Here is a 17,421-nt window from a genome sequence, read left to right as displayed (position 1 = left end):
GCAACTGCCCGGCGGCTGGAATAGTAGCCGATTATCGCTTTTTGTATTGCTTTCGTAACGTACCCACCACCGAACTGCCCGCCCGATTCAGCAGGCTGTGGAACAGATCACGGCTTGACGGGGCGCTGCCGGTCAGGGTAATGAGGGTGTAACTGTCGAGGGCTCGGCTATCGCCGCTGAACGTTTCCCATTGCCCCACCCAATCCGTGCTGACATAGTCCGAGTCTGTCCAGATGGGGGCGTCGGTGCGGGCGTCGAGGGCGCGCAGTTGCAGATCGAGGCGGGCTTCGACGCGGTGCGTGTGCAGCGTTACAGTCCCTTTTATTTTCTCCATGATGTCCACCACTGTCGAGTCATTGATCCGTTTCGTACCGACTTTATATTCCTTACTGCTCTCGATGGTACGGCTCGTGCTCGCAAACGATTCGTCGTAGGGCCGGTAGTTCCGAACAGCAAACTGCACGACTTCCTGAATGGGCTGCCCGTCGAAGAGGCGATAATCCCCATTGTCGGCGACCTCGACCTGATCGGGCTGGTACAGATGGACATACGGGCTGGGTATGGTGTTGCGCACGAGGTTGTCGTTTACCGCCTGGCCCAAGGCCCAGGTATCGTCGCGGTCGAGTTCGGGCGTTGGTACGGGCGGTTCAATCAGTACCCGCAGCACGGCGAAGGAAAACGCCTCCAGCGACCGTTGGGCCGACTGCTGATAGCTAGGCACCCATTTCTGGGCAACCTGGTATTGTTCGTAAGCAGCGCGGGCCGCCAGGCGGTCGGTCTGGCGCTGGGCAAATGCCGCTTCAGCCAACTGGTAGCGTTCGGCAGCAGCCAGTTCGCGGGTTTCGGCGAGTACGTTGGTGTAATCGGTAGGGTAATTAGCCAGCCAGTCGGTAGCGACCTGCTGATCGCTGAGAGGTTGCAGCGCCCGCTGTGCATCGGCGGTCATGCTTTGCAACGTCTCGTACTCTCCAAAAACGGCCTCCCACCGGAAGGGGCGCTGTGTGTCGGCCGAGAGGGTGCGGATCGTAGCCTGATGCTGGTTGTAGCCGTTGACGAACGCCCGCTTCACCACCTCGGCGGCTAGCTCATGCCCCCGCCGACCCCAGCCCCGCGGTTGCCGGAGTCGCTCGCTCGCTTTCCTGACCGCCTCGGCATACTGGCCGCGCCGATAGGCCGTCTTCCCACTGCTGCACGCCATCAGTCCGCACAACAGCCACACCAGTACATACGTAAAAAGTCTCATCGCTTTGCCTTTGCTGGTTAGGCGTTTGACCAGTCACCCAAACCACGGTTTAACGCGATGTATAAATAAAAGGGGATAATGTGTAAATGGAACGGCATGATCGGATCGGTAATTCGTTCGGTTGCCTGTTTACAAACCTTACGCTGCCCCATAACCGCCCCGACGAACGATGAAACGTACCCAATTCGCTATAGCCTGTTGTCTCTTGTTAATCAGCTTGGTAGCGTTAGGTCAATCGAAATCTAACACTGTTAAGCCGTGGACATACTGGTGGTGGATGGGTAGCGCCGTAACCGAAGCCGACATCACGCAGCAACTGGAGCTGATGGCGAAGGCTGGGCTGGGTGGCGTTCACGTTATTCCGATCTATGGTGTGAAAGGGGCCGAAAAACAGGCGATCCCGTTTCTGAGCGAACGGTGGCTGTCGGTGTTTGCACACACCATTCAGGAGGCAAACCGGCTCGGTATGGGCGTTGATCTGACCACCGGCACAGGCTGGCCCTTTGGTGGCCCCAACGTAGCGCCCGACATGGCCGCCCAACAGTGGAAACAGGAGCGGGGGAAGCTTGTAGGCGTGCCGACCCGTCAGCGGGTGAAACGGGCTGCACCGGGAGGCGAGGGGCTGGTGGTCGATCCGTTCGAGCGGCAGCATCTGTTACGGTATCTGGCCCGGTTCGACTCGGCGCTGGCTCGCCTGCCGCAACGGCCCCGGGCGCTCTACAACGATTCGTATGAGGTGTATGGTGCCAACTGGACGACCCGCTTTCCCGAGCAGTTTCGGCAGCGGCGCGGCTACGAACTGCTCACCCGCATCCCCGATTTCATCGACACCACCAACGTACCCAGTGCGGTAGCGGTACGTCGCGATTACCACGAAACGTTGGCCGATCTGCTGCGCGATGAGTTCACGGCCGTCTGGACAAACTGGGCGCGGCAGCGGGGCTATCAGACGCGCAATCAGGCGCACGGCTCGCCCGGAAACCTGCTCGATCTATATGCACTGGCCGATATTCCCGAGACCGAATCGTTTGGGAGCAGCCGATTCCCCATTCCCGGCCTGCGTGTTGACGAAAACTACGAAGTCGACCGGTTTGGGACGCCTCATCCGCTGGCGATGAAGTTTGCCTCGTCGGCGGCACACCTGCTGGGCAAACCGCTGGTCAGTTCAGAAACAACTACCTGGCTGGCCGATCATTTTAAGGTGAGCCTGTCGCAGATCAAGCCGCAGATCGACGAGTTGTTTACGGCAGGCATCAACCACATTTTTTATCACGGCACCACGTATTCGCCCGCAAGCCAAGCATGGCCCGGCCAAGCGTGGCCCGGCCAGTTATTCTATGCGTCGACCAATTACGGGCCGTCGTCGCACAACTGGCCTTTTCTGCCGCTGCTGAACCAGTATGTCACGCGCTGCCAGACGCGCCTGCAAGGGAGCCGCCCCGACAACGACCTGCTGGTTTATTTCCCGATCCACGATTTATGGGCCAACCGATCGCCCTCGGCGGGTGGCGTGCATTTGCTTGAGGTACACCACGTCGATCGGTGGCTGCTGCCCATGCCGTTCGGGCGGTTCTGCGATTCCCTACGCGTGGCGGGCTACTCGTTCGATTACGTATCTGATGCCCTGCTCGACAGCCTGACGGTTGGGCCGGGTGGGCAACTGAAGATGCCCGGCGGTACGTATAAAGTCCTGACGATACCACCCGCCCAATTTCTGCCCGAACGGACCCGGCAACGACTGGCGCAACTGGCGGCGCAGGGCGCTCGGATCGTCTACAACGCCAACCTCACCACGCTGGGTACGTTGCCCGTCCGACGCGAGGGCTGGGCTGCGCAGGGGCTGTCGTTTATCCGGAAAAAAGTCGGTTCCGCTACCACGCGGTATTTCGTCGCCAACCTGGGTAATCAGTTTCGGGAAGGGTGGGTCAGGCTGTCGGCCAATGGGCAAGTCATCCGGTACGATCCGCTGACCGACCAGACAACGTACCCAGCCCGGCAATTGACCACGCCGACTGCCGCCGTCTGGCTGCGGCTGCTGCCCGGTCAATCCTGTTTCCTGACCGTAACAGCCACGCCTACCGTTCGTAAGCAGGTGCTGTCCAATCCGCAGTCGGGGGGCGCGGCGTTTACGCTTAACCAACCGTGGCAGGTGCAGTTTGGCAAAGGCGTACCGGCGCTGCGTTCCACGCACACCCAATCTACATTGGCCTCCTGGACAACCCTCAGCGATTCGGCGGGGTATTTCTGGGGACAGGTACGTTACACGACCACCTTCGATCTGCCGCAAGGCTGGCAGCCGGGGCAGGCCCAACGCCTGAATCTGGGCGACGTGCGGGAGGTGGCCGAGGTACGTATCAACGGTCGCTCCATCGGCACGGCCTGGTGCCTGCCTTACGAACTGACCATTCCGGCGGGGCTGCTCAAGGCGAGGGGCAACCAACTGGACATCGACGTGACGAACCTCTCGGCCAATTACATGCGGCTCCGCGATGGCCAGAAACCCGACTGGAAAATTTTCAACGACATCAACATCGTGGATATCCGCTACCGCCCGTTCGACGCCACCCGCTGGCAACCCGTACCGTCGGGGCTGCTGGGGCCGGTGAGGGTCGAGCGATAAACGAATCCGGTTAGTGAATGGGGTGGTCGAGCCGTTCTTCTTCCAGATCGAGCAGGGCTTCTTCTTTCCGAATCACCTCGTCGTTGAACTCCTGCTTGCGGCGAAAGTGCTGCAAGGTCCGGCGCTGGGTGGCGATGATGTCGGTCAGAACCTCGTTGTAACGGTCGGTTTTAGTCATGCCGCAGTCGAGCGAATGCAGCCGTTGGCTCGTCAGCTGCCGGTCGGTTTCCAGCCGACTCTTCAGGTTTTCGATTAGCTCGTTGGCGGCAACGTCACCGTCGTATTCGGTCGACAGCCGTTTGAGGGCCACGTCGAGGAGCTTGATCCGAATAATCGACTCCTGTTCATCTTCGGAAAGGGTCGAGTCGGTATCTTCGTAACGTACCCAGCGAACCACCAGCGGCAGCGTAATGCCCTGGAAGACAAGCGTAACCAGGATTACGACAAAGGTGATGAACAGGATCAGGTTGCGGTGCGGAAACGGCGTGCCGTTGGTGAGCGTGAGCGGTACCGACAGCGCCGAGGCCAGTGACACAACGCCGCGCATACCGGCCCAACCCACAATGGTAGGCGCGCGCCAGCCCGGATTCGTCTCGGCCACAGCGGTGGGCATAACGCGGCCAACCAGCCAGGTAAACCCGGCCGATACATAGGCCCCGAAGATGCGGGTCAGAATGACCACTAGTGTAATCAGCAGGGCGTAGGCAGTGGCTTCGTAGGGCGAGTAACCGTCCAGTCCGGCAATGATGACGGGGAGTTCCAGCCCAATCAGGATAAATACGGCACTGTTGAGCGCAAATACCACCGTTGCCCACATCGAAATGCTCTGCAGGCGGGCGCTGTGGTTCAGGATCACGTCGCGCTGATTGGCCATAAACAAGCCGCCGCTCACCACCGCCATCACCCCCGACACGTGTACGCGCTCGGCCGCCAGATAAAGCGTATAGGGCAGAATAAAGGTGAGCAGAATGCTGATGCGGATGGGAGAGGGGATCCAGCGGTGAATGGCATAAAACACACCTGCCACGGCCAGCCCGATACCGATGCCGCCGAAAGTCACCCACAGAAAGCTGACGACCGCCGTTTGCATGACAAACGTACCTGACAGCATAGCCGCGAGCGCAAACTGAAACACCGTCAGGCTGGACGCGTCGTTGATCAGGCTTTCACCTTCCAGAATGCTCAGCAGCCGCTTGGGTACGTTCACGGTCCGTAGCACTGAGGTTGCCGCTACGGCATCGGGAGGCGAAACGATGCCGCCCAGCAGGAAACCCAGCGCCAACGAGAAGCCGGGAATCAGTATACTCGACACACTGGCCACGGCAAAGGCCGTAAAGATGACCAGCCCGAACGCCAGCGTAATGATGATGCGGCGCCACCGCCAGAAATCGTGCCACGAAGTAAACCAGGCCGCTTCGTAGAGCAATGGAGGCAGAAAGATCAGGAAGATGAGTTCCGATTCGATCTCGATACGCGGTACGCCCGGAATAAAACTGATCAGCAAACCGCTGATGACCAGGAAAATAGGGTTGGGTATGCGCAGGCGCTGCCCAACCGTTACCACCACCGAAATCAGGACTAAAAGAGACAGGCAAAGCAGCAGCGTTTGTTGCATAGGTGTGTTTTGACGACACAGCTCGTTGAGTGTTCGTTAACAAATATGCAGCTTGTCGCGGGTTTTCTAAACCCACATATTGCCTGGTTTTACCGCATCATCAGCCGATTTAGCTCGCTTTCCAGTTGGGGAATGGGCATTTTTTGCACAAAATAATAATGCCCTTTGCCGGCGGCGTTCCAGGTGTTACTGCCATCCTTGGCACAGACCAGCCGACCCGGCACTAGATTGAAATAAGGTTCGTAGCCATTGATCGCGGCCAGAACCGCCGTTTCGTCCCAGCTCATGCGCCCGCCTGCATCCTGCTTCGAGAGCGGAATGCTGATAGCAAACGCGTCTTTAATGGGCGACTGCTGAAGCGCGTCGTTCTGCACGAGCGGCAGGCCGGTGTGAATGGCGTAGCCAATCTCGAAGCCGCTGAGGTAGATCTCGGTTGGCCAGTCGTTGAAAACCCGCTGCGACGAGGCCGGGTCGCGGTCGACGTTGAATTCTTTACCACTGGGAAACCAGCCCGCCATGCTCACCAGCCGTTTCACTTTCTTCTGCACCAGTTCACGGCCACTCAGGGGCGAATACCGGTCGGGTTTTGAATCGAGCAGATTGGCCATATTGGTCAGGAAGCCCACCGTGCAGATGGTTACGCTGCCGTCGGGCTGTTTGGCCAGCAGGCGGCGGTAGAGTGTGAGGGCATCTTCGGCCTGTGCGTTACTGACCAGGTCGTGCGGATACCGGGCTACCAGCACCGAATCCCACTTTTGCGAGGCGGTGAGGTTCACGGCCCGCCCGCGTACCACGCCAATGGGCAGGTTGGGGCGTTTGCAATAGGTATTGATCACATCGAGGACACCCGCAATATAGGGCGACTGGTTGGAAGCTATCGTGGCCAACAGGTTCACCCGCCCCGAATCGGCCAGGGTGTGCAGGATCGCCATTGCTCCCACGTCGTCGTAATCGGGCCCGATATCGGTGTCGAAAATGAGGTTAACGGGGGCTTTGGTGGGTTGTCGCTGCGCGGAGAGCGGCAGGCTGAGCAACAGCGAAACGAGGTAGAGAAGCAGGTGTTTCATAGCCAGTATAGCGTGCGAGTTGGGTGGTGGTCTGTAAGTATTCAGTCAGTACAGGCAGAAAACGACTTTTTCTAATGAGGTTACTTACCCGACGGCAACCTGTAGCGCTGGGCCGTGTGTGTTGGCTAGAATTTTAGAGCAACTGTGGGGCTTTACCGGGTTTCACACGCAGGATCGCGCTGAGCAGCCCCCCCGCCCCATTCGGGTTCATACCGAATTAGCATTTACCTTTAATCGCAGACGGTGCGTACCGTCATGTTTTGCCTAGCAGTAATGGCTCGTCGTCGTTATAAAGTATCGAAAAAACCGGTGGGTACGTCGCCGGGTACGTTGACCTATGTGGGTCAGGAAATTAAGCATGAGACCAAAATCAAACGGATCGAGTACAACGAGGTCGATTATAACGTCGATGAATCGAGTCGGCTGAGTGCCTGTCAGTTACCGCACGACGAAACCCCGCACGTGCTGTGGATCGATGTCGACGGCATTCACGAGGCGCCTGTGGTGGCGAAGCTGGGGCAGCAGTTCCGGTTGCACCCGCTCTTGCTCGAAGACGTGATGAACACCGAGCAAAAGCCCAAAATCGACCTGTACGACGATCATCGGGTCAGTGCGCCGGTAGTGTACGTGACCATGAAAATGCTGCATCCCAATCCCCGGCGGCAGGAGATCGACCCCGAGCATGTCAGCTTTGTGCTGGGCGGTAATTTTCTGATTTCGTTTCAGGAAGAGCGCACCAACGACATTTTCAAACCCATTCTGGACCGGATTCAGGCATCGTCGGGAAAAACGCGCCGCAATGGGGCCGATTACCTGCTCTACGCCCTGATGGACCTGATTGTCGACTCCTATTTTGTGGTGGTGGAACGACTCGGCGAAAAGCTCGACGACGTGGAGGATCGCATCATTCGCGAAGTAGCCGGGCGCGATGCACTGGCCATGCTATATGCCCTCAAACGCGAGCTGACGTTCATGCGTCGCCATGTGCAGCCCCTTCGCGATATTCTGGGTACGTTGCTGCGCGAAGAAACGCCGCTGGTACACCCGGCCACGCTGCCCTTTCTGCGCGATCTGCTCGACCACGTCAACCAGATCATCGAAACCATCGATTCATACCGCGAACTGATCCCCGGCCTGCTCGACGTGTACCTATCCACCACTAGCAACCGCATGAACTCGGTCATGAAAACGCTCACGATCGTGTCGGCTATCTTTATTCCGCTCACCTTCATCGCGGGTATCTACGGCATGAATTTCGACAATATGCCCGAACTCCACACCCGGACCGGCTACTTCTGGGTCATGGGCGTGATGGCTGCCATTGCCGCCGGCGAGATCATCTATTTCAAACGCCGAGGCTGGATGTGAGGGAGGGTGGCTAATGCACAATGAATAATGAACAATGTATAGTGGGTAATGAACGGCATGAATAAAGCGTCTGGTTATCGTATGTAAAACCTATAAGGTTTTCAAAATCGTATAGGTTTGCGGCTAGCTGGGTCATGGGCTGTACGCATCACCCATAAACTATCCATCGTTCATTATTCATTAACTTTCCCCCGTGTCTCACTCGTTAAATCCTTTCTGGCTGACCGACTCACGGCAGGTGATGGTGCCGGAACAAAGCGTCTTTTTTGCCATTCGCGGTACGCACCACGATGGTCATCAATACATTGGTGAGCTGTATGCGCAGGGTGTGCGGCAGTTTGTGGTCGAACAGCGTCCCGCCGAAGCCGACGCGCTGTTTGCCGATGCGTCGTTTATCGAAGTGCCCAACACGCTGACGTACCTGCAACAGGCTGCCGCTGCGCACCGGGCTCACTATTCGCTGCCGGTCATTGGCATTACCGGCAGCAACGGCAAAACCATCGTGAAAGAGTGGCTGGCTCAACTGCTGGCCCCCACCTATACCATCGTTCGCAGCCCCAAAAGCTACAACTCGCAGGTGGGCGTGCCGCTGTCGGTGCGGCAACTGAACGAGCAGCACACGCTGGCGATTTTTGAAGCGGGCATGTCGAAGCCCCACGAAATGGCAGCGCTGGAGCCGATCATTCGGCCCACGATCGGGCTGTTTACCAATATCGGCACCGCTCACGACGAAGGCTTCAAGACCCGAAAACAAAAGATTGCCGAGAAGCTGCGCCTCTTTGTGCGGGCCCAAACGCTGATCTATTCCCTCGATTACGAGGATATCGCCGACGAAATCGACATCCTGATCCGGGCCGTTAATCCCCGTTGTCGGCTGGTTGGCTGGTCGGCGCAGAATAACCCCAAAGCAACGTACCTGACGCAGCTACAGGGCGACGTGCTGCAACTGACGGATCATGATGGCAACCGCTGGGCCGTGCCGCTGCCCTTTACCGATGCCGCCTCGATCGAAAACCTAACCCACTGCCTGATTACGCTGCTAACGCTGGGCCTGACCGACAATGGCGAGATCAACCGACGCGTGGCGCGGCTCCGGCCCGTGTCGATGCGCCTCGAACTGAAAGAGGGCATTAACAACAGCGTGCTGATCGATGATTCGTACAACAACGACGTGGCCGGGCTGCGGCTGGCACTCGATTTTCAGAAACAGCAGGGCAACCGCGATCATAAGACCGTCATTCTGTCCGACGTGCTGCAATCGGGGCAGGACGAGGCCGACCTGTATGCCTTCATTGCCCGGCTGCTGGCCGAGCAGGGCGTCGCGCAGTTGATCGGGATTGGGCCGGTTATCGGCAGGAACCGCTCACTATTTGCGTCCAACAGCCTCTTTTACCCAACCACCGACGCTTTTCTGGCCGATCTGCCCAATCGGCTGTCCCGCGAACTGCGCGAGAGTGTGGTGCTGGTAAAAGGCGCCCGGTCGTTTTCATTCGAGCGCATTGTCGACCGACTGCAACGGAAAGTGCACGGAACGGTGCTCCGGATCGATCTCGATGCGCTGACGCATAACCTGAATTATTACCGCGAAAAAATAGGGCAGCCAACCAGAATCATGGTGATGGTGAAAGCCTTTGCCTACGGCAGTGGCAGTGCCGAAGTCGCCCGGCTGTTGCAGTTTCATCAGGTCGACTGGCTGGCCGTTGCCTACACCGACGAAGGCGTTTTCCTTCGTGAACAGGGCATCACGTTGCCTATCATGGTGATGAACCCCACAGCCGAGACCTTCCAGACGCTGCTCGACCATCAGCTCGAACCCGAAATCTACTCTATGCGCCTGTTGCAGGCCTGGGGGGACTTTGTAGAGAGCGTGGGGCTTGGGGCTTGGGGCGTAAGGCAGGGGGCAGGAGGCGTGGGGCAGGGGGATGAAACGACTTACTCCCCGAGCCCCGAGCCCCCTGCCCCCTGCCCCCTGCATCTGAAAATCGATACGGGCATGCATCGGCTGGGTTTTCTGGCCGACGAGATGCGCGACGTGGTAACGTACCTGAACGCGCAACCAGCCCTGCGGGTTGCCACGGTGTTTAGCCATCTGGTCGGGGCCGATGAAGCCCAGTTCAACAGCTTTTCCCAGCAGCAGTTCGAGACGTTTGAGCGGGCGGTCGCGGTGCTCGAGCGTGGCTTGGGCTATCGGCCCGTGCGGCACCTGCTTAATTCGGCGGGTATTGTGCGTTTTCCCAACTATCGCCTCGATATGGTGCGGTTGGGCATTGGCCTGTATGGCGTGGAAAGCAGTCAGCTCGAACGCGACAGCGTGCGGCCGGTGGGTACGTTAACGACAACGATCAGCCAGATCAAAACGGTGCCGAAAGGAGAGAGTGTAGGCTATAGTCGTCGGGGCCTGCTCGATCATGAAGCCCGCATTGCGACGCTCGCCATTGGATATGCCGATGGCTACGACCGGCGGCTTGGCAATGGCGTGGGAGCGGTGTGGGTCAATGGGCAGTTGTGCTCCACCGTCGGGAATGTCTGCATGGACATGACGATGATCGACGTAACGAATGCTACGGCAAGTGAGGGCGACGAGGTCGAAGTCTTCGGTCCACACGTAACGGTGTCTGACCTTGCCCAACGCCTGAACACCATTCCCTACGAGGTTATGACCAACGTGAGCGAACGGGTCAAACGCGTGTTCTACGCGGGGTAAAATAGCGTTTAACGTATAACGCCCAAGGGTCAATGTTAGCTGGCGCACAAGTAATGGTGCACCCGTTAACATTGACCCTTGGGCGTTATACGTTAAACGCTATTTTATGCGATTTGTGCTTTCAGCTTCTGCTCGAGTACTGATTTGGGCACAGCGCCAATCACCTTGTCGACCATCTGACCGTTTTTGAACACCATCAGCGTCGGGATGCTCCGGATACCGAACTGAGCCGGTACCTGTGAATGCTGGTCGACGTCCATCTTGGCGATAACCGCCTGACCGTCATACTCGTCGGCGAGTTGTTCAACAACGGGACCGATCATTTTACACGGCCCACACCATTCGGCCCAAAAATCGACCAGAACAGGTTTATCAGAATTAATCAGCTCATTGAAATTAGCGTCAGTGGCTTCAATAGCCCGTGATCCAAGTGCCATAATGGTAAGTGTTATGTCGTTGACATTGATTCATCGAAATAAACAGATGCATGGGGGTTTAGTTCCAGAAAGGACGGCGAGGGAGCGGCGTTGAGGTTCAACGGTTGGTGTTTGAGGTGTAAAGCTGGCTGGCGTGTCGGCCGTAAGCATACGCCAGCCAGCTTTACACCTCAAACACCAACCGTTAAACCTGTTTTCTACCAATCAATTTCCCGCTTGTTCTGCCAGAACTTGCCGGTTTCTGAACTGGGTGCTTCGGTGGCCAACCAGACGATACCGGCAGCACCCTCCTCTACGGAAAGTGATGCGTTGCGGCCGCCCATGTCGGTACGTACCCAGCCAGGCGAAGCCGAGTTTACGGCTATACCCGGCAGGGCCCCGGCAAATTGCCGGGTTACCGCGTTGAGTGCCGTTTTCGAGATGCTGTAGGCCGGGGAATACGCCCGCATGCGGCTCAGCGAGCCTAACTCACTCGATACGTTGATGATGCGCGCCGCCTGCCCTTTTTGCAGGAAGGGCAGAAAATCCTGAATAACCATAATCGGCCCCGTCACGTTGGTGGTGAGCGTGCGATTGAGCATCTCCACGTTCAGTTTCAGAATATCTTCGCCGTGGTCGTCTAGCACGCCAGCATTGTTGATGAGCACGTCGAGATGGTCCGCTTTTTGCGAGAACGTACCTGCCGCCTGTTTAATGCTCAGCGGATCGGTCACGTCGAGTTGAATGAATGTCGCCTCGAAGCCCTGATCGCACAGTTGCTGGGCGGCGTGTTTACCTTTGTTGATATCGCGGGAACCCACGAAAACAGCATAGCCGAGTTGGGCCAGCTGGCGGGCGACCTCAAAGCCAATGCCTTTGTTGGCACCAGTGATAAAGGCAGTTTTAGGGTGTTCGGTTGTCATAACTAGCGCGTATTGTTACCTGATAAAGTCAGATTAAGCCCGCTTTGTTTGGCCCGATGCGCGTAGGTTTGCGGCCGTTTCCAGTAAATTTAGCCGTTACCTCAAATGAAGTAGTAAGTAAATAAACTGCCCAACAACTTTGCTCATTGACGTACACGTTCTTCCACAACTTCGATACATAAAACCACATCGCCCTATGCGATCATTTCTCACGCTACTTCTTTTGTGCTGCCTGTCGGTGACTATTGGTGTCGCTCAGCAACGATCAACCACCAAAAAGCCTGGCACTGCAACCCGTAAGCCGTCAACACCCGTTCGTAAGCCCGTCACGACTCGCCCTACTCCGGTTACACAACCGGCCGTAGAGGTGACGTCGTCGCAGCCTGCCTCGCTTACCTTTCCGAGTACCGAACCCGACACTGAGCCAATGGACCCGGTCAAAAAGCAGCAGATGTATGACGAACTGCATGGGGTAAAAGCGAAAACCGCCGAGCCGCAGGGTAAAGGCGATGCGAAAGGGAAGACCGCTAAAGACAGCCGCCGGGCCAAAGCCGAAGACATGAGCCGAATGCCGTCGGCCAGCCAGGCTGCGGGCTCTGAAGCCAGTACGTACATCGGCGTGAAAGTGGGTGGTAACTACCTCACTCTGCTGGACGTTCCGGTTTCGGTTGACCCCGTTTATGGATTCCATGGTGGACTAGTTTTCCAGTTTGGAAACGGTAAAGTGGCTTTCCAGCCTGAAGTTTTATACAATAACCTGTCGAGCAATGGTGTTTCAACAAGCTTCTTGCAGCTACCCCTGCTAGCTAAATTCCAGTTCGGCCAACAAGGCAATACGCGCTTTTTCGTGAACGTAGGCCCTTACGGCCAATACTCGATTGACAACAACGCGGATTCGGTTATCGACTACGGCGGTGCACTGGGACTGGGTGCTGGTATTCCGCTTGGCGCTGGTAAATTGACTATTGAAGCGCGGGGCTACTACGCTCTGGGTAGCACACAAAAAGGGATTGAATTCGGCAACTATCCGTTTAAACCGCTGCTTGGCCAGCTATCGATCGGCTATCTGTTCCCCCTGGGTGGTCGTTAAACGCCAACGTACCTAGAATCGATTAGACGGGCGACTACGGTTGCCCGTTTTTCGTTTTCAGGTACGTTCCTGAGACAATGCCGCCCAACCGGGTAGCGTTCACCTTTTGAAATCTGTACTTTTGCGGCTCGATTTGCCCATACGAAATGCCAATTAACCAACGCAAGGTCCTGCGCTACACCGGCTGGACACTACTCGTTATTCTGCTGCTGGGGACCGTAGGCGCCGCCATTGCCTATACCAAACGCGAACAATTACTCAACGTAGCCCTCGAACGGGTTATCCGTAAAGCCAAACGCGATTATGACGTGACACTCAACATCGGTTCGGTTAAGTTTACGGGCATGTCGTCGCTGGCAGTCACCAATATCGACGTCGTACCTGCCAATCGGGATAGCCTCGCGCACATCAGTGAGATGCAGGTGGGCGTGCGGCTGTGGCCGCTGCTGGTTGGCGACGTGGCGCTGTCTGACCTCGCCGTGCACGACGGATTTATTCAGGTCGTCAAGCGCGACACACTCACCAACCTCGACGCCTTCCTGAAACGCCGGAAAGATTCGACAGCCGTCGTCACTGAGAAAAAACGGAACCGCACCGATTTGTCTGACGTAGCCGAGCGGGTCATCAATAACCTGCTGACGAAGATTCCGGATGACCTCGACGTGAAGAATATCGATTTCCGGGTGATCGACGACAGCACCCGGCTGACGCTTATGGCGACCGAAGCCCGAATCGACGACGGCGACGTCACCTCGACGTTTTTGCTGAACAAAAACGAAGCTATCTGGCACATTACCGGCACGGCTTCACCCTCCGACAAAGAATACAACATTGACCTGTATGCCGTTGGAAAACCATTGGAAATAAAGTACTTACAGAAGCGGTTCAAATTAAAGGCACAGGCCGATACCCTGCATGCCGAGCTGCGCGATGTCGACCGGTCGGGGGGCGAATTCCGCCTGGAAGGTGTGGGGTCCGTGCGGAATTTGCGGCTCAATCACCCCGCCGTTTCGCCTACCGATGTGGTCGTACAACGGGCAGCCATGGATGCCAATCTGTTTGTCGGTGACAACTATGTGGGCATCGATAGCTCGTCGACGCTCTACCTGGGTGAGGTAAAAGCCCGCCCCTTTGTGAAGTATACCATCACGCCCACCGACAGCGTACCCAGCAAGCTGTTTGATGTGCAGTTGCATACCGATCCGCTCGATGCGCAGGCGTTGTTCAACTCGTTTCCCAGAGGGCTGTTCAACACCCTCGACGGCATGCAGGTTACGGGCAAGTTGCGCTACGATCTGTCGCTTCAGTTCGACACCGCCCTGCCCGACTCGGTCCGGTTCGACTCCGGTCTGACGCCCGATAATTTCCGGATCGTGCGCATGGGGCGCGTCGATTTCCGCCGCATCAACCAGCCGTTTATTTATACGCCTTACGAGAAAGAGAAGCCCGTCCGCGATATCATGATCGGGCCTTCCAACCCCGACTTCACGCCGCTGACGTACATTGCCCCCGACCTGCGCAATGCGGTACTTACCTCGGAAGATTACAATTTTTTCACGCATAAAGGCTTTAATGAAAAAGCCTTTCGGGTGTCGATCGCCACGAACTACAAGCAGAAAGCGTTCAAGCGCGGAGCGAGTACCGTCTCCATGCAATTGGTGAAAAACGTGTTCCTCAACCGCAACAAAACGCTGTCGCGGAAGGTCGAGGAAATCCTGATTGTGTGGTTGATGGAAAACGAGCGGCTGGTGTCGAAAGAGCGTATGTATGAGGTGTATTTGAACCTCATCGAGTGGGGCAAAAACATTTACGGCATCGGCGAAGCAGCCCGGTATTATTTCGACAAAACGCCTGCCGAACTGAACCTCGGCGAAAGCATATTTCTGGCTTTTGTGATTCCGAGTCCCAAACGGGCGCTGAACTATTTTCAGCCGGATGGTTCACTTCAGGTACGTAACGTACGGGGTTATTTCCGCATTATTGGCCGCATTATGGCTAAACGCGGCCTCACTCAGCCCGATAGCGGGGCTTATGGGTTCTACGACGTTCGGTTGCGTGAAGGGCTTCGGCAGCAGGTACTTCCGTCTGATTACTACGGCACCGATAGCCTGAACGTTGATCAGACCGACGAAGGCGGCGACATGGACGATCTGTTCAAGCGCCTCTTCAATGGCAACCGCGAAGAACAGGAACGCCCGGCCACCGAGTCGAATCAGGATGAAGCCGCCACCGCCCGCCCGGCCCGGCCCGCCGACGTACCCCTGGCGGCTGGTGCTAACGTAAGTGCCGACACCGTAAAAACGCGCAAACAGCTTCGGCAGGAGCGCCGCGAACGTAAACGACGCGAAAAAGAAGAACGGCAGCGCGCTGAAGAAGAAGCCGAGCAAAATCAGTAAAAGCGTAACATACGGCCCTAAAACATCACATTCCGGACGGTGTAGAGTAGAACCTACGGGGCGTTGTGCTTTAAACTTTGGCCGTAAACTGGCACGTCGCCCAACTTTAAATAATTATATTTGTTGTCTAATAGACAAGTCTCATTTTCAGCCATTATAATTTGACAGCAGCATGGCCATTATGATTACCGAGGAGTGCATCAACTGTGGTGCCTGCGAACCCGAATGCCCCAACACAGCGATCTACGAAGGTGGTGTCGAGTGGACGTGGGGTGGCGGTACTGCCCTCGACGTGGTTGACTTTGGCGACGGTACCGTAGTAAGCGGTAAAGCGCCACAGACGCCCGTTTCGAACGAGTTTTACTACATCGTTACCGATAAATGTACCGAGTGTAAGGGTTTCCACGAAGAACCGCAGTGCGCGGCAGTTTGCCCCGTCGACTGCTGCGTGCCCGATCCTGAGCACGAAGAAGACGAAGAGACGCTGCTTGCCAAGAAAGCCTGGCTGCACGCGGAAGAGTAAGGCGTAAGTCTGGATCGTCCTCTAAAAAGAAAGAGTCCAGCGTCTGGAAAGTCTATTGTTTAGATGCGTAAGCAACACTAAACGGACTTTCCAGACGCTGGACTCTTTCTTTTTAGAGGACGATCCAGACTTATTTCACCACATTGAACAGCCGGTTCCAGCGGATTTTGCCGGTGGCGGTGGCTGGGTTCGGGTCGATCGACATCCAGATGAAGACGGCCTTGCCAACGATATGGTCGGCGGGTACGAAGCCCCAGAAGCGCGAATCAAGCGAATTGTGGCGGTTATCGCCCATCATGAAGTAATAGTCCTGCTTGAAGGTGTAAGAGGTAATTGGCTTGCCAGCAATGGTAATCGCCTTGTCGGTTACCTCAACGTTTTCGTTGCCCTCAAATTTCTTGATCACCGGGCCGTAGAGCGCAATCGTCTTTTCGTTAATCTGAATTGTGGCGCCTTCTTTCGGCACCGTCAGCGGCCCAAAATTATCGACTGTCCAATTGAACTGAGCGGCTCCGTAGATCGGAGAGAAGGCCGACGGCGTTGGGGCGGGTTCTTCGTCGTAGGGCGTAATTTTCTTCACCCAGTCCATCGTCTTAAGCTGATCGATCACCTCGGAAGTCGTGTTGATCTTGTAGCCGATAATCTTGTTGGTCTTCGACACGCTATCAGCCTGCTCGATGGGTTGCCAGTTGTAGGTCTGGTTGGGGTAGTCGTTGATGATCTCATATTGCCGGAAGAACGCGTCGTCGAGATCGGTGCGGTTCGTTTCGATGAAATACGTCAGCTGCGACTTAGGTGGCACCTCAAACGCTTTTCCGTTGACGAATGCCTGCCGATGGCGCACTTCCACCACATCACCACCGATGCCAATGCACCGTTTGATATAGTTGGTTTTCAAATCAGTCGGGTACTGATCTTCGGGCGGGTAATTGAAAACGACCACGTCACCATTTTTCACGCTCGAAAAACCGGGCAACCGAAACTGCGGTAACTGAATCCAGTCGAGGTACGACGGGATTTCGGTACCCCAGATTTTCTGGTGCGTCAGCGGCACCTGCAAGGGAGTCTTGGGCGTGCGGGTACCGTAGTGAAACTTACTGACAAAGAGGAAATCGCCGACCATCAGGCTACGCTCCATTGAAGGCGTCGGGATGGTGAAGGCTTCCATAAACAGCCACCGGATGAGTGTGGCGGCCACCACGGCAAAGAGGATCGAATCGAACCACTCGCGGATGGGCGATTTCGTTTTGACCGGCTTGCCGGTTTGGATAGGCGTTTTAACGTCAGGCACGATGTCTAGAGTGTTTCAAATTAGCTATACGAAGGTACGGGATTTAACGCTAAGCGATAACCGATAAGTGATGAATGGGGGAGAGAGGGTGAAATAGGAATTATGGATTATGAAATATGGAATAGAACGTACCCAAGTCAGTGGGAAGCCTACATTTCTTAGCTC

At 56.3% G+C, this 17,421-nt stretch carries 12 protein-coding genes; 6 read left to right on the top strand and 6 right to left on the bottom strand.

Features of this window, described 5'->3' with window-relative positions; genetic code table 11:
• Positions 1-31 precede the first annotated feature (31 nt).
• Complete coding sequence (locus ACAW74_RS01730; RefSeq protein WP_370696460.1) at positions 32-1,243, bottom strand: hypothetical protein; 1,212 nt, start codon at positions 1,241-1,243, stop codon at positions 32-34.
• Between the two features lie 169 nt (positions 1,244-1,412).
• Between ACAW74_RS01730 and ACAW74_RS01725 the strand changes: the two genes are divergently transcribed.
• Positions 1,413-3,863, top strand: coding sequence for a glycosyl hydrolase (locus ACAW74_RS01725; RefSeq protein WP_370696459.1), 2,451 nt, complete (start codon positions 1,413-1,415; stop codon positions 3,861-3,863).
• Between the two features lie 10 nt (positions 3,864-3,873).
• On the opposite strand, the gene ACAW74_RS01720 is transcribed toward ACAW74_RS01725, so the two are convergent.
• Together ACAW74_RS01720 and ACAW74_RS01715 are read right to left on the bottom strand one after the other, a co-directional pair.
• Positions 3,874-5,478 (bottom strand): Na+/H+ antiporter, encoded by a 1,605-nt coding sequence (locus ACAW74_RS01720; RefSeq protein WP_370696458.1) that lies wholly within the window; start codon positions 5,476-5,478, stop codon positions 3,874-3,876.
• Between the two features lie 89 nt (positions 5,479-5,567).
• Positions 5,568-6,545: a nucleoside hydrolase gene (locus ACAW74_RS01715; RefSeq protein ID WP_370696457.1), complete on the bottom strand. Its 978-nt coding sequence runs from the start codon at positions 6,543-6,545 to the stop codon at positions 5,568-5,570.
• A gap of 273 nt (positions 6,546-6,818) precedes the next feature.
• Between ACAW74_RS01715 and corA the strand changes: the two genes are divergently transcribed.
• Entirely contained in the window at positions 6,819-7,913 is a 1,095-nt protein-coding gene (gene corA, locus ACAW74_RS01710; protein ID WP_370696456.1) for a magnesium/cobalt transporter CorA, read from the top strand.
• Between the two features lie 193 nt (positions 7,914-8,106).
• Complete coding sequence (locus ACAW74_RS01705; RefSeq protein ID WP_370696455.1) at positions 8,107-10,617, top strand: bifunctional UDP-N-acetylmuramoyl-tripeptide:D-alanyl-D-alanine ligase/alanine racemase; 2,511 nt, start codon at positions 8,107-8,109, stop codon at positions 10,615-10,617.
• A 104-nt stretch (positions 10,618-10,721) separates the two neighbouring features.
• On the opposite strand, the gene trxA is transcribed toward ACAW74_RS01705, so the two are convergent.
• Together trxA and ACAW74_RS01695 are read right to left on the bottom strand one after the other, a co-directional pair.
• Positions 10,722-11,054: a thioredoxin gene (gene trxA / locus ACAW74_RS01700; RefSeq protein WP_015332056.1), complete on the bottom strand. Its 333-nt coding sequence runs from the start codon at positions 11,052-11,054 to the stop codon at positions 10,722-10,724.
• 197 nt (positions 11,055-11,251) lie between these two features.
• The gene (locus ACAW74_RS01695; RefSeq protein ID WP_370696454.1) at positions 11,252-11,956 is read right to left on the bottom strand and encodes an SDR family oxidoreductase; all 705 of its coding nucleotides are present in this window, start codon (positions 11,954-11,956) and stop codon (positions 11,252-11,254) included.
• 196 nt (positions 11,957-12,152) lie between these two features.
• Between ACAW74_RS01695 and ACAW74_RS01690 the strand changes: the two genes are divergently transcribed.
• The 3 genes from ACAW74_RS01690 (at position 12,153) to ACAW74_RS01680 (ending at position 15,965) form a co-directional block, all read left to right on the top strand.
• Positions 12,153-13,046, top strand: coding sequence for a porin family protein (locus ACAW74_RS01690; RefSeq protein WP_370696453.1), 894 nt, complete (start codon positions 12,153-12,155; stop codon positions 13,044-13,046).
• A 146-nt stretch (positions 13,047-13,192) separates the two neighbouring features.
• Positions 13,193-15,442, top strand: coding sequence for a transglycosylase domain-containing protein (locus tag ACAW74_RS01685; RefSeq protein ID WP_370696452.1), 2,250 nt, complete (start codon positions 13,193-13,195; stop codon positions 15,440-15,442).
• A gap of 172 nt (positions 15,443-15,614) precedes the next feature.
• A complete protein-coding gene (locus ACAW74_RS01680; RefSeq protein WP_370696451.1) occupies positions 15,615-15,965 on the top strand; it encodes a 4Fe-4S binding protein in 351 nt (116 codons plus the stop codon).
• Positions 15,966-16,095: 130 nt separating this feature from the next.
• On the opposite strand, the gene lepB is transcribed toward ACAW74_RS01680, so the two are convergent.
• Positions 16,096-17,256 (bottom strand): signal peptidase I, encoded by a 1,161-nt coding sequence (gene lepB / locus ACAW74_RS01675; protein ID WP_370696450.1) that lies wholly within the window; start codon positions 17,254-17,256, stop codon positions 16,096-16,098.
• Positions 17,257-17,421 lie beyond the last annotated feature (165 nt).

Source organism: Fibrella musci, from assembly GCF_041321105.1.
GTDB lineage: Bacteria > Bacteroidota > Bacteroidia > Cytophagales > Spirosomataceae > Fibrella > Fibrella musci.
Note: the sequence above shows the minus strand (reverse complement) of the source record. Positions and strands in the feature narration are given on the sequence as shown.